This is a genomic window from Neisseria animaloris (genome assembly GCF_900637855.1).
In the GTDB taxonomy this organism is placed as follows: domain Bacteria; phylum Pseudomonadota; class Gammaproteobacteria; order Burkholderiales; family Neisseriaceae; genus Neisseria; species Neisseria animaloris.
The window spans coordinates 1,310,760-1,325,300 of the sequence record NZ_LR134440.1; the positions used below are offsets into that span (position 1 = coordinate 1,310,760).

11 protein-coding genes are annotated in these 14,541 nt (G+C 50.0%); 9 read left to right on the top strand and 2 right to left on the bottom strand.

What is annotated here, in order from left to right:
• Positions 1–8: 8 nt before the first annotated feature.
• Both EL216_RS06045 and EL216_RS06050 read left to right on the top strand, forming a co-directional pair.
• The gene (locus tag EL216_RS06045) at positions 9–404 is read left to right on the top strand and encodes an acyl-CoA thioesterase (protein WP_085390128.1); all 396 of its coding nucleotides are present in this window, start codon (positions 9–11) and stop codon (positions 402–404) included.
• Positions 401–889, top strand: a complete 489-nt coding sequence (locus EL216_RS06050; protein ID WP_085390127.1) for a TlpA disulfide reductase family protein — start codon at positions 401–403, stop codon at positions 887–889. Before EL216_RS06045 ends, EL216_RS06050 begins: the two co-directional genes overlap by 4 nt.
• Before the next feature lie 54 nt (positions 890–943).
• Here EL216_RS06050 and mgtE read toward each other — a convergent pair whose 3' ends face one another.
• Entirely contained in the window at positions 944–2,380 is a 1,437-nt protein-coding gene (mgtE, locus tag EL216_RS06055) for a magnesium transporter (protein ID WP_085390126.1), read from the bottom strand.
• Between the two features lie 186 nt (positions 2,381–2,566).
• On the opposite strand from mgtE, the gene EL216_RS11430 reads away from it, so the two are divergent.
• From EL216_RS11430 to hemG, 7 genes are all read left to right on the top strand, one after another.
• Complete coding sequence (locus EL216_RS11430) at positions 2,567–2,698, top strand: hypothetical protein (protein WP_269471211.1); 132 nt, start codon at positions 2,567–2,569, stop codon at positions 2,696–2,698.
• Positions 2,699–2,799: 101 nt separating this feature from the next.
• Positions 2,800–3,450 carry an HAD-IA family hydrolase gene (locus EL216_RS06060; protein WP_085390125.1) on the top strand — a complete coding sequence of 217 codons (651 nt, stop codon included), beginning with the start codon at positions 2,800–2,802 and terminating at the stop codon, positions 3,448–3,450.
• Between the two features lie 148 nt (positions 3,451–3,598).
• On the top strand, positions 3,599–4,600 hold the full coding sequence (locus tag EL216_RS06065; protein WP_085390124.1) for a S49 family peptidase: 1,002 nt from the start codon (positions 3,599–3,601) through the stop codon (positions 4,598–4,600).
• 95 nt (positions 4,601–4,695) lie between these two features.
• Positions 4,696–8,850, top strand: a complete 4,155-nt coding sequence (hrpA, locus tag EL216_RS06070) for an ATP-dependent RNA helicase HrpA (RefSeq protein ID WP_085390123.1) — start codon at positions 4,696–4,698, stop codon at positions 8,848–8,850.
• A 42-nt stretch (positions 8,851–8,892) separates the two neighbouring features.
• Positions 8,893–11,100: an AAA family ATPase gene (locus EL216_RS06075; RefSeq protein ID WP_085390122.1), complete on the top strand. Its 2,208-nt coding sequence runs from the start codon at positions 8,893–8,895 to the stop codon at positions 11,098–11,100.
• Between the two features lie 777 nt (positions 11,101–11,877).
• Complete coding sequence (locus EL216_RS06085; protein ID WP_085390120.1) at positions 11,878–12,420, top strand: carboxymuconolactone decarboxylase family protein; 543 nt, start codon at positions 11,878–11,880, stop codon at positions 12,418–12,420.
• A 147-nt stretch (positions 12,421–12,567) separates the two neighbouring features.
• Positions 12,568–13,113 (top strand): menaquinone-dependent protoporphyrinogen IX dehydrogenase, encoded by a 546-nt coding sequence (gene hemG / locus EL216_RS06090; protein WP_197720419.1) that lies wholly within the window; start codon positions 12,568–12,570, stop codon positions 13,111–13,113.
• Positions 13,114–13,190: 77 nt separating this feature from the next.
• On the opposite strand, the gene hemL is transcribed toward hemG, so the two are convergent.
• The gene (gene hemL / locus EL216_RS06095; protein ID WP_085390118.1) at positions 13,191–14,474 is read right to left on the bottom strand and encodes a glutamate-1-semialdehyde 2,1-aminomutase; all 1,284 of its coding nucleotides are present in this window, start codon (positions 14,472–14,474) and stop codon (positions 13,191–13,193) included.
• Positions 14,475–14,541 lie beyond the last annotated feature (67 nt).

The window sequence follows — 14,541 nt, forward strand, 5'->3', positions numbered from 1 at the left end:
GCCTCATTATGACCGCCATCAGAGTACGCAGCTACCACCTCGACGGCTACGGGCACGTCAACAACGCGCGCTATCTGGAATTTCTTGAAGAAGCACGCTGGGCATTTTTCGAACGGCACGGGCTGCTGGCACTGCTTGACGGTATCATGATGGTTGTTACCCGTATCGATATCCGTTACCTGCGTGCCGCTACCGAAGGCCAAGAGCTGCACATCGACACCCGAATAAACACCATCGAACCGCGCCGGATTCTGCTCACACAGCGCATCATTAGGGCAGATACCCGCAAAGTTGCCGTCGAAGCCGACATTACCTTAGTACCGGTAAGCAGCGGCAACGGACGCTCCACAGACCTCCCTGCCGAACTTTCCTTTCACCTTAACCGATTACACACGACATCATGAAAAAAATCCTTACCGCCGCCGCAGCCCTTGTCATCGTTGGCTTGCTGGCTTTTCTATTATTTCCCCAAAATAAACCCGTACCCGCTTTCTCTCTGCCCAACCTGAATGGGAAAACGGTCAGTAATGCCGATTTGCACGGCAAAGTTACCCTGATTAACTTTTGGTATCCCTCCTGCCCCGGCTGCGTGAGCGAAATGCCCAAGCTGATGCAAACCGCACGCGACTATCAAGGCAAAGATTTCCAGATTATCGCCATCTCATTACCTTACGATCCGCTGGAAAGCGTGCAAAACTATGCAGCCCAACGCGCCCTGCCGTTTACCGTCATGTACGACAAACACGGCAATACCGGTAAAGCATTCGGCGTGAAAGTGGCACCGACTTCGTTTTTTGTGAACAAAAAAGGCGAGCTGCTGAAAACCTTCGTAGGCGAACCTGACTTCAATGCGTTATACAAAGAAATCGACAGCGAATTAGCCAAATAAACCCAAAGAGGCCGCCTGAAAACTTTCAGACGGCCTCTTCCAATATTTATTTCATCACATCAAAAACATCGTTGCCAAGCCGAGGAAAATCAGGAAACCGCCGGAATCGGTAACCGCGGTAATCAGCACCGAGCTGCCCAGTGCCGGATCCCGCCCTGCTTTATCCATCGCCACCGGAATCAGCACGCCGACGGTAGCGGCCAGCAGTAAGTTGAGCGTCATAGCGGCAATCATTACCAAGCCGATGCCGAAATTATCGTACAGCAACCACGACACCACGCCCATTACCGTACCCCAAATCAAACCGTTCACCAAAGCTACACCCACTTCTTTTTTCAACAGCCGCCCGGCTTGCAGACCGGAAAGCTGACCCATCGCCATCGCGCGCACAATCATGGTGATGGTTTGATTGCCGGAGTTGCCGCCGATACCGGCCACAATCGGCATCAATGCGGCAAGGGCGACGATTTTTTCGATGCTGCCTTCAAACGCGCCGATCACGCGGCTGGCGATAAATGCGGTGCAGAGGTTGATGGCCAACCACATCCAGCGGTTTTTCACCGAATCCAGAATCGGCGCAAACAAGTCTTCTTCCTCTTGCAAACCGGCCATGTTCAACATATCGGCTTCGGTTTCTTCGCGGATCACGTCCACCATTTCATCGATGGTGATACGACCGATCAGCTTTTTGTCGGCATCGACCACGGGCGCAGTTACTAAGTCGTAACGCTCGAACGCCTGAGCCGCTTCTTCCACGTTGTCCTCGGGGCGGAACCGCACCACGTCGGTGGCCATCACGTTTTCCACCAACTCTTCGGGGTCGGCCACCAGCAGTTTGCGGATGGGCAGCACGCCTTGTAATACGTCGTCGTGGTCAACCACGAAAATTTTATCGGTGTGGTCGGGCAGGCTTTCAAAACGGCGCAGATAACGCAACACCACTTCGCAAGCGACATCGGCACGGATGCTTACCAGTTCGAAGTCCATAATCGCACCGACTTGGTCGTCTTCATACGACATCGCCGCCTGCACTTGTGCACGCTCTTCGGCATCACGGGTTTGCAGGGCCTCATACACCACTTGGTGCGGCAGATCGCCGGCAAGCTCGGCCAGTTCGTCGGCATCCAAATCGTCTACCGCCGCCAGCAGCTCTTCGGTATCCATCGATTCGATCAGCGTTTCGCGTACCGCATCGGATACTTCCAGCAAAACTTCGCCGTCTTCTTCGGGCGCAGCCAAATGCCACACCAGCGTCCGCTCTTTCGGCGGCAGCGATTCCAGCACATTGGCCACGTCCGCCGGATGCAGTTCGTGCAGAATGCTGATTAATTCGACCAACTTGGTGTTGAGTTCAATGTCTTCAATCTCCTGCCCTTCTTCGATTTGCGAAGAAACGGGCAGAAGCGCTTCAGACAATTCGTGAATGCGCTCGATATCAAGCGGCAAGCGATCTAAATCGGTTTGAGTCGGGGTGTCTTGCTCGATGCTCATAAATACTCCGCCCGCCTGTGTTGCGGGAGCAGTATTCAGGCAGGGTGATTAAACGGTAAGGTTGTCGTTATAAGGTTGTAATAATGAACTGGGAAGGTCCATGGCATGTGCCTGCGCTTTGCAGGTCTTGAGTTGGAAACGGCGCATATTCTACACCGATTCGGCACGCTTTACCAATGCTTACATATGCCGTCAAGAATCTTGCCGACATCTTCGGGCAAGGTTTTACAGAGTGTGAGGCCGTCTGAAAACCGCAAACCCGAAGCCACATTTTTCAGACGGCCTCATATCGACAACCCGCCGCCAAGCCCGTGCTAACTGCGACAACTCGCTCTTACGCCCATTAGAGATTCCAATAATCCCGCTGTATAATCAATCATCTGATGCAGCAGCAACCCTCCTACCGACAGGATGACACTATGAAACCCAAACTGATTATTTTCGATTGGGACGGTACACTCGCCGACACCACCGGCCCGATTATCAACACTTTCCAACACACCTTTGCCGACTGCGGACTGCCTCCACCCGAAGCCGACACGATACGGGGTTTAATCGGTTACAACCTTATTACCATCATCCACCATCTTGTTCCCGATGCCGACCAGCATCTGAAAGAACAACTCGCCGAAACCTACGCCCACCACTATCTCAACCCCAACAACCACAACATGCGCCTCTTCGACTCCGCCCTGCCGTGCCTGAGCACCTTAAAAGAACAAGGTTACTGGTTGGCCGTTGCCACCGGCAAAGGCCGCATCGGGCTGGACAAAGCCATCGCCCAAACCGGTACGGCGGATTTCTGGCTGGCCACCACTTGTGCCAGCGAGCAGCCTTCCAAACCCGCACCCGATATGGTTTTCAAACTGTGCGACGAACTGGGGCTGCTCCCCGTCGATAGCATGGTGGTCGGCGATACCGTTTACGATCTGGAAATGGCTGCCAATGCCGGCGCGCCCTCCATCGCCGTAGCCACCGGCGCACATTCCGCCGCACAGTTGGCCGAACAGCCCTGTTTGGCCGTCTTAAAAGATTTATCCGAGCTGCCCGAATTTTTAGCTGCTTTATAAGTCCCTAATCTGAAGGCCGTCTGAAAACCTTTCAGGCGTATCTTTGCCGGCAACCGGACAAAATATGCCGTAACCAACCGTATAAGGCATGGAAATATCCGGTTACTTTGCTATACAATAGCCGCCATTCTTTTTATGGGACATCATTATGCAATACCGAATCCGTCGCGACGGCGACAATCCGTCCAACCCGCAACAGCAAGCCGACAACTGGGAGCGTAACACCCTGCGAGACGTGCTACTCGAAGCCTATAAAGAACAACGCCGCGGCCGCTTCTGGCGCAACCTCTGGCGCTCCGTCGGAGTGCTAATCTTCTTGGCTGTCGTAGTAAATTCCTGCAGCAGCAGCGACACCGGCAACAAGCTGAACATGGCCACCCGCACCGAAGACCATACTGCCGTGATTTCGCTCACCGGCATCATCGGCGGCGAATATGAAGACCAAACCGCCATGCTGCGCGACAGCCTGAAAGCCGCTTACGAAAACCACAAAGTAAAAGGCATCATTATCCGTGCCAACAGCCCCGGCGGTTCGCCCGTGGTATCCAACACCGCCTTCAACGAAATCCGCAACTTAAAAGAACAATATAAAAGCAGAAACATTCCGCTTTATGTGGTTGCCGAAGACGTATGCGCCTCAGGCTGCTACTACATCGCCTCAGCCGCCGACAAAATCTATGCCGACCCCTCCAGCATCGTCGGCAGCATCGGCGTAATCGGCGGCGGTTTCGACCTTACCGGGCTGATCGATAAAATCGGCATCAAACGCCGTCTGAAAACCGCCGGCAGCAACAAAGGCATGGGCGACCCGTTCAGCCCCGAAACACCGGAGCAAACCAAAATCTGGGAAAGCATGCTTGCCGACATTCACAACGAATTCATCAAAGCGGTTAAACTCGGTCGAGGAGGCCGTCTGAAAGACAAGCAATACCCCGACGTATTCAGCGGCAGAATCTACACCGGCAACGAAGCCAAACAAGTAGGCCTTATCGACGACTACGGCAGCATTTACAGCATTGCCCGCGATGTCGTAAAAGCACCGAAAATCGTCGACTACACGCCGGAAGACAGCTTCAGTAAAATTTTCGGCCGCCGTTTAGGCACCGAAATCTCATCAGCACTACAAACAGCAGCCAGCCGCATTTGGTAAATTTCCTGCTTGTATGAAAGGCCGTCTGAAAAAGTTTTCAGACGGCCTTCTGTTATAATTACCGCCTTTGTTTTACCTAGATTTTTACACACACCATGCAGCAGCCCGACTTCATCCAAACGCTCTCCCGCGACCGCCATTTTCTGCAAAACGCCTTCAAAAACCCCAAACGTTTCGGTGGCATCGAAGCGGTGCAGAAAAAATATCAAAAATCGCACGACGCGTTTTTAAAACGCCAAGCCGCACTGCCCAAGCCGCAGTATGACGGCACACTGCCGGTACACGAGCGTTTGAATGACATCAAAACCGCCATTCAAAACAATCAAGTAACCATTATTTGCGGCGAAACCGGTTCGGGCAAAACCACCCAGCTGCCGAAAATCTGCTTGGAGCTCGGGCGCGGTGCCGCAGGTTTGATCGGGCATACGCAGCCGCGGCGCTTGGCGGCGCGTTCAGTAGCGGAGCGGATTGCCGAAGAATTGGGCAGCAACATCGGCCAAACCGTCGGCTACAAAGTACGTTTCAACGACAACATCTCGCGCGATGCCTATGTGAAGCTGATGACCGACGGCATTCTGCTCGCCGAAACGCAAACCGACCGCTTCCTCACCGCCTACGACACGATTATTATCGACGAAGCGCACGAACGCAGCCTCAACATCGACTTTCTGCTCGGCTACCTGAAACAGCTTCTGCCGCGCCGCCCCGATTTGAAAGTCATCATTACCTCGGCCACCATTGATGCCGAGCGCTTTTCCAAACATTTCAACAACGCACCCGTGCTGGAAGTGAGCGGACGCACCTTCCCCGTCGACATTCTCTACCGCCCGCTGCATTCGCAAGACGAAGACGAAGCGGAAATCGAGCTGACCGACGCGATTGTCGATGCTGCCGACGAACTGGCGCAGCTGGGCGACGGCGATATTCTCGTCTTCCTGCCCGGCGAGCGCGAAATCCGCGAGGCCGCCGAAGCCCTGCGCAAATCGCCGCTGCGCCGTGACGACGAAATCCTGCCGCTGTTTGCCCGTTTGTCGAACGCCGAACAACACAAAATTTTCCACCCCAGCGGCGGCAAACGGCGCATCGTGCTGGCGACCAACGTGGCCGAAACCTCGCTCACCGTGCCGGGCATCAAATATGTGATCGATACCGGCTTGGCACGGGTCAAACGCTATTCCGCGCGCGCCAAAGTGGAGCAGCTTCATGTGGAAAAAATCTCCCAAGCCGCCGCGCGTCAACGCTCCGGCCGCTGCGGCCGCGTATCCGCCGGCGTAGCCGTGCGCCTGTACAGCGAAGACGATTTCAACGAGCGCCCCGCCTTTACCGACCCCGAAATCATCCGCAGCAATCTGGCCGCAGTCATCCTGCGCATGGCCGCGTTGAAACTGGGCGATGTGGCGGCGTTTCCGTTCCTCGAAGCACCTGACCAGCGTTATATTAATGACGGGTTTCAGGTGTTGCTTGAGCTCGGCGCAGTAAACGACCAAAACGGGTTGACCAAGCTGGGCGAACAAATGGCACGCCTCCCCATCGACCCGAAGGTCGCCCGCATTCTACTGGCGGCGCAAAAGCACGACTGTATGGCGGAAATACTTGTTATCGTGTCCGCCCTATCCATCCAAGACCCACGCGAACGCCCGCTCGAAGCCCGCGAAGCCGCCCAAAAGGGGCACGAACGTTTTACCGATAAGCAATCCGATTTCCTCGCCTACCTCAATATTTGGGACAGCTTCCAGCGCGAGCGCGACAAAGGTTTATCCAACAAACAGTTAGTGCAATGGTGCCGCCAATATTTCCTTTCCCACCTGCGGATGCGCGAGTGGCGCGAACTGCACCACCAGCTCGCCGACATTGCCGTGGAAATGGGTTTGACCACCAAAGAGCAGGCTTTCAGACGGCCTCCTGCACAAGAGCAACTGAGGCCGTCTGAAAACACCGGCGACCAAGATTTATCTGCCAAACTCAAACAAAAACAATTAGATAAAAAACAGCATCGCGCCCATATCCGCGCCGCCAAAGAAGCCGGCTACGAACAAATCCATCGTGCCTTGCTGACCGGCCTGATTGCCAATGTCGGCATGAAATCGCCCGACGGCCACGACTACACAGGCGCACGCGGTTCGCACTTTCATTTGTTTCCCGCTTCCGCCCTGTTCAAATCCAAACCCAAATGGGTGATGGCCGCCGAACTCACCGAAACTACCCGCCTTTATGCCCGCGATGTCGCCGCCATTCAGCCCGAATGGATTGAGCAGGAAGCCCCGCACCTCGTGCGCTACCACTATTTCGAGCCGCATTGGGAGCAGAAACGCGGCGAAGTCGTCGCCAGCGAGCGCGTTACCCTCTACGGGCTGACCGTGCTGCCGCGCCGCCCTGTTGCCTACGGCAAAGTCGCCCCCGAAGAAGCCCGCGAAATCTTTATCCGCAGCGCACTGGTGACGCAGGAATGCAATCTTCAGACGGCCTTTTTTATTCACAACAAAAAACTGATTAAAGAAATCAGCGAGTTGGAACACAAATCGCGCAAGCAGGATGTGTTGGTGGACGAAGAAGCCTTGTTTGAGTTTTACAACCAGCGTTTACCGCAGTTTTACGAGCCGTCTGAAAAGGCGGAAAACGTAGGCCGGATTCCAGAATCCGACAACGCGGCAGAAACAAAGGCAGTAAATACAATGTCGGATACCAGTATCCGACCTACTCAAAATACCCCTGTTTCAGACGGCCTTTCAGGTAGCCCGCATCACACAGGCCGTCTGAAAAAACCATTGCCCCTTGCCGACATCCGCACCTTCCAAAGCTGGCTCAAAACCGCCGAGCGCGACAACCCGCGCCTGCTCTTCCTCACCCGCGAAGACCTCATGCAGCACGCCGCCGCGCACATCACTGAAGAGCAGTTTCCGCCACATTGGAAAAACGCCGACGGCAAATTCAAACTCAGCTACCGCTTCGAGCCGCACCACCCACTCGACGGCGTAACCCTCACCCTGCCGCTTACCGTGCTCAACCGCCTCCACGCCCCCGCGCTCGAATGGCTCGTGCCCGGCATGTTGCGCGAAAAACTGCAACTGCTTATCAAAGCCCTGCCCAAACAAATCCGCCGCATCTGCGTGCCCGTGCCCGACTTCATCACACAATTTTTAGAAAGCAACCCCAACCGCCAAGAGCCGATCATCCCCCAGCTTGCCCGCTTTATCGCCAAAACCGCCGGCGACATGCGTCTGCTCGAGCAAATCGACCAAGACGAATGGAGCGCGTTCAAACTACCCGAGCATTGCTATTTCAACCTGCGCATCATCGACGACGGCGGCCAAGAGCTTGCCACCGGCCGCGATTTAGCCAAACTCCAGCAAGAACTCGGCCAAGCCGCCGCCGTAACCTTCCGCGACAACACCCAAGAATTCGAGCGCGACAACCTCACCAACTGGGACATCGGCACGCTACCTGAAAGCATCAAATTCGCCCGCGGCAAACAACAGCTCACCGGCTACCTCGGTCTGCAAAAAGAAAAAAACAACACCATCGCCCTGCGCCTTTTCGACACCCCCGAAGCCGCCGAACAAGCCCACCGCCAAGGCGTGATCGCCCTCATGCAGCTCCAGCTCAAAGAGCACATGAAAGAGCTGGGCAAAGGCATCCAAGGCTTCACCCAAGCCGCCATGCTGCTCAAACACATCCCCGCCGACGCCCTGCGCGACGACCTCACCGCCGCCATCTGCGACCGCGCCTTTATCGGCGACGACGAACTGCCCCGCAGCGAAAAAGCCTTTAAAGAACAAATCAAACGCGCCCGCAGCCGCCTGCCCGCCGTCAAAGAAGCCATGAGCCGCTACCTGCAAGACACCGCCGCCGCCTACGCCGAACTCAACGGCAAACTCGGCAAACACCCGCTCACCCACCTGCTGCGCGAACGCACCCAAACCCTGCTGTCCGCCGGATTCGCCGGCCGCACCCCCTGGAGCCAATGGCCGCGCCTACCTATCTATTTGAAAGCAATGGTGTTGAGAATGGAAAAATATTCCGGCAACCCCGCCCGCGATGCCGCACGCGAAGCCGATATTCAAGAATTGGAGCAGATGTGGCGGGAAAAAGTGGAATCTCTAACCAAACAAAACCAACCCGTTTCAGACGGCCTGAAGATGTTCAAATGGCAAATAGAAGAACTGCGCGTGTCGCTGTTTGCACAGGAATTGAAGACACCGTATCCGGTGTCGGTGAAGAGGTTGGTGAAGGAGTGGGAAAGTTTGAAATAAAATCATAAATTTTTAACTATTACTTTATGGGGTTATCAAATAATGTTGAAATCTATCACTTTACAAGATACTGCTACCTATCAATTAGCTACTATTGATAATTTAGCTCAAATCAATTTTTTCTATGGTGCAAATGGAAGTGGGAAAACCACTATTAGTAAAGTTATTGCTAATCCTGCACAATTTACAAACTGTTCATTAATATGGGAAAACGGAAATTCATTACAATCAATGGTATACAATCATGATTTTGTGAGTAGAAATTTTAATTTCGATCAATGCGCAGAGTTAAAAGGAATTTTTACTCTTGGTGAAGACCAAGTAGATGCTGAAAAAAAGATAAATGTAGCCAAACAAGAATACGAAAAAATTCAGAAAAATATCGATAGTGACAAAAAATCAAAAGAACAAAAAGAAATTGAAAAACAGAATTTAGAGAAAAATTTTAAAGAAACCGTATGGGAGTTAAAAAATAAATATGCAAGCTGCTTTCAAGAAATATTTACTGGATTGATGAGCAGTAAAGAAAAATTTAAGAATAAAGTCTTAAAAGAATATGAACAGAATAAAAATAATATGCAAGCTAATAACCTGCAAATTGATGATTTAAAAAAACAATATATCACTTTATTTCAGTCAGATTTAAAGTCAGAAATTGAACTTTCATCTATTAGTGTTGAATTTCTGATTGATTGCGAAACTAACCCTATTCTACAAAAGAAAATTATAGGTAGTGCTGATGTTAATATTTCAACTCTAATTGCAGAACTCGGCAATAGTGATTGGGTGCGTAAAGGGATTAGTTTTTTTAAAGTAAGTAATAATATTTGTCCATTTTGCCAGCAGCAGGTTCAAGAAAATCTAAAAAATCAAATTGAAATTTATTTTGATGAAGCTTTCTTAAAGGATAGTCAAGCTATCATTGATATAAAAGAACAATACGAAGAAGAAATTAAAATCTTGAATGAAACATTAGAATCTCTAATTAAATCAAATCCTAAATTTCTAGATATAGAAAAGTTGCAACAAGAGCAAAAAATAATTTCAGAACGATTAAGTAATAATCTTAGGATACTAAATGAAAAGGTTAATGAGCCTAGCAGAAGTCTAAAAATAAATCCAATTGGTGATGTGATCAACCAGATTAATGAATTAATTATTGAGGCTAATGAAAAAATTAATGAGCATAATAACATTGTTATCAATTCGGAAAATGAAAAGAAAAAATTGAATAGTGAAATTTGGTTATTTATCATAAAAGAAATTCAATCAGAAATTGAGAAATATAATAAGAGTGTTAAAGGTTTTAGTGATGGAATTTCTAGCTTAATTACCAAAATATCGGAAAAAGAAGATGAAAAAACTAAGAAAGAACATGAAATTAAAGAGTTGGCTGTAAAATTAACTAGCATTCAACCAACAGTTGATGGAATTAACTCAATGCTTAGAAATTTTGGTTTTAATGGATTTAGTCTCAAAATTTCTGACAATAAGAGAGGCTATCAGTTAATCCGAAATACCGGAGAGATAGCTAAAAATTTAAGTGAGGGGGAAAAGACTTTTATTACTTTTCTATATTTTTATCACCTCTTGCGAGGAGGTACCGACGATAACGGCATTACAGCTGATAGAGTAGTGGTATTTGATGACCCTATTTCAAGTCTAGATAGTGATATTTTATTTATTGTTAGCACTTTAATTAGGAACTTACTGCTTGATGCAGAAAATGGAAATGGATATATAAAGCAAATTTTTGTTTTAACTCACAACGTTTATTTTTATAAAGAAATTACATTTGTAAAACGAATTCCGAATCATCGAAAATTGAAAACTTATAAACCATGGAAAAAGAAATTTTGGATTATTCGTAAACATAATATGCTTTCAACTATTGAAGGGTATGATGATAGAAATCCTATAAATACATCATATGAATTGCTATGGTCGGAGGTTAGAAAACAGGACTTATCAAATCATAACTTACCTAATACTATGCGCAGGATTTTGGAGAATTATTTTCATATCTGGGGAGGTGTTGAGTTAGATGAATTGCCACAGAAATTTTCTGATATTCAGGAGCAACGATTATGCGAAATGCTATTATATTGGGCAAATGCGGGTTCGCATTCTCTTGATGACGAGCAATATTTCGCGATGAATGATGATACTATTCGGAAGTTTTTAGATGTTTTTAAAAAAATCTTTATAGAGACACAACAAATTGCTCATTACGAGATGATGATGAAATAGGCAGTGTAGCCCGTCGTAGCAACTACTGTCGATAATATGATAATTGATGTATATAAACATTAAGGCCGTCTGAAAATTCTTGCCATAAGATTTTCAGACGGCCTTTTTTATATGGGTACTCGTTGGCAGTTAGATGTAACAAGCTATTTATTCTCTTCCAACACAATGGGTTTGAAGTCAAAGGTGTACTCCATAATTTCACCGGTTGCGACGTGCCTGTGGGCTTGCGGTTCGATTTTTAGATATTTGACCGTGAATATTTTGTTTTCTGTGGGTTTGGGAACAGGAGTGAAAACACTTGTGATGAAACGCATGTCCGGCAGGCTGAACAATAATGCCTTTACTTTTACCGTGCTGTTTTCTCCTGGTTCGTTTGTCTAGCCGGTATATAAGTTGGTAATCGGTGGAAGCAATATTGCATAGCTGGGTAAGCAAAATGATTGATAATGTTGAATTTTCGGATCGGATTCGCTATTTCGCTGCAACCACATGAATGTGTTTTGCCATTTAAAAACATCGGGCACACTTTTGACCTTTATGCCAGAAGTGAGGGTAAAACTCACTATGATATGGCAGTTTATTTATAGAATTTAAGGCCATCTGAAAAATACGTATCATAAGTTTTTCAGACGACCTTGTCTTACCCGCAATCTAAACAGATATAGCGACCAAGATATAATTTTTCCTTTTTTCGATATTGCTTACAGTTATTTCAGCCTTTCAGGTAGCCTTGCTAGAATGCTTTTTCAATCAAAAGAAAGAACTAGAGAGGAAAGTATGGCCCGTTTAACTGTACATAGTGTGGCATCCGCGCCTGAGGCGGCAAAAGGTCGTGTGGAAACGGCTCTGAAAAACAACGGCTTTTTGCCGAATCTGATTGGCGTATTGGCCAATGCGCCGGCGGCCTTGGCGATGTATCAGGAAGTGGGTGCGCTGAATGCCACCACCAGCCTGACTGCGGGCGAGCGTGAGGTGGTGCAGATTACGGCGGCGGTGTTGAATGAGTGCGGTTTCTGCAAAGCGGGGCATACTGCTTTGAGTACGAAAAAGAATTTGCTTGACCCGCAGGCGATTGAGGCTTTGCGCAACACGCAGGCTTTAGAGGACCCTAAATTCAACCGCTTGGCTTTGTTTACCCAAGCGGTGATGACGAATAAAGGCAATGTGGGTGATACCGAGTTGCAGGCATTTTTTGATGTGGGGTATAACGAGCAACAGGCTTTGGAAGTGGTGCTGGGCGTGGCGTTGGCCACTTTGTGCAATTATGCGAATAATCTGGCGCGCACGGAAATCAACGAGCAATTACAGCCTTTTGCTTGATAAAAAGCTGTTTGGTATGTTTAAAAGGCCGTCTGAAACATTGTTTTCAGACGGCCTCTGTCGATTTATTGCTCATTTCTTTTATCCTAATCCGCAGTATAATCTTACCGTTATCAGCAATCCCTCCTGCCGGAAAGAAACGGTGCCATGATGTCAGCTACTTTGATTGTTTATTCGACTGTCGACGGCCATACGTTGGCAATCTGTCGGCACATTGCCGAAATATTGGAAAAGCACGGCGAGGAGACGGTATTGGTGGAAATCGGCGGGGCAATAGAAATGGATTGCCGTCGTTTTAACAAGATAGTCGTCGGAGCGAGTATCCGCTACGGCAGCCACCGGCCTGTTTTATATCGGTTTATAAACCGCCACCGCGCCGATTTAGAACGGGCGGCTTCGGCGTTCTTTTCCGTGGGTGCGGTAGCGCGTAAACCCGGCAAGGATACGCCTGAAGGCAATCCGTATTTTGCCAAGTTTGTGCGTAAGGGCGGCTGGGTTCCGCCATTGGCTGCGGTGTTTGCGGGTAAAATCGACTATCCGAAATATTCGCTGCTTGAAAAGTGGATTATCCGCATGATCATGCATATTACTCACGGCCCTACGGATATTTCCGGTACGTTTGAGTTTACCGATTGGGCGGCGGTAGAATGTTTTGCCGAACAGATAGCGGCAGCGGAGCCGACGCAGATATAAACGGATATGAACAGAGAGGCCGTCTGAAAATGTTTTTTCAGACGGCCTCTCCAATGCTTCGGCTAAGTTAAAACAGGCTAATTCGCCATCTCGGCAAACACTTCTTTGGCGGTAGCAACGGTTTCGTCTATCAATTCAGGCGTATGTGCGGCCGACATGAAGCAGGCTTCGTAGGCCGAGGGGCCGAACGCCACGCCGCGCTCGAGCATGCCGTGGAAGAAGCGTTTGAAATCTTCGATGTTGGAGCGGGTCATGTCGGCATAGCTTTGCGGCGTGCTGTCGGCAAAATAGAGGCCGAACATGCCGCCGACGTAATCGGCGTTGAAGGTAACGCCGGCTTCTTTCGAGGCCGTCTGAAAACCGTTAACTAGTTGTTCGGTGAGCTTGGTAAGGTTTTCGTAGAAGCCTTCGCGCTGGATGATTTCTAGGGTTTTCAAACCGGCGGCCACGGCCACGGGGTTGCCCGACAGCGTGCCTGCCTGATACACGCCGCCAAGCGGGGAGATGCAGGCCATGATGTCTTTGCGGCCGCCGAACGCCGCCAACGGCATACCGCCGCCGATCACTTTGCCCATGGTGGTTAAGTCGGGTTTGATGCCGTGCAGCGATTGCGCGCCGCCCAATGCCACGCGGAAGCCGGTCATCACTTCGTCGTAAATCAACACCGCGCCGTGTTGTTCGGTAAGCGAACGCAGGGCTTTGATGAAGTTTTCAGACGGCCTTACCAAGTTCATATTGCCGGCAAACGGTTCGAGAATCACGCAGGCTATTTCGCTGCCGATTTGGGCGAAGGTTTCTTCGAGCTGGGCGACGTTGTTGTATTCCAAAACCAGCGTGTGTTGGGTGAAATCTGCGGGCACGCCGGCGGAGCTGGGATTGCCGAACGTGAGCAGGCCGCTGCCCGCTTTAACCAGCAGGCTGTCGGAATGGCCGTGGTAGCAGCCTTCGAATTTGATGATTTTGTCGCGTTGGGTAAAGCCGCGAGCCAAGCGGATGGCACTCATGGTGGCTTCGGTACCGGAGCTGACGAGGCGCACCTGTTCCACGCTGGGCACGAGTTTGGCGATTTCTTCGGCAATCACGATTTCACCTTCGGTAGGCGCACCGAACGACAAACCGCCCAAGGCTGCTTCGCGCACGGCTTCGATCACTTCGGGATGGGCGTGGCCGACAATCGCGGGCCCCCACGAGCCTACATAGTCGATATAACGGGTATCGTTTTCGTCCCAAACATATGCGCCTTGGGCTTTTTTGATGAAGCGCGGCACACCGCCGACGCTGCCGAATGCGCGCACGGGCGAGTTGACACCGCCGGGAATGATGGCTTTGGCACGGTTGAACAATGCTTCGTTGCGGTTCATAACAGGCTCCTTAGTAAATAATCGATATTCTAACAGCTTTATCTGCCGTCGTTTCAAGTGGGAGATA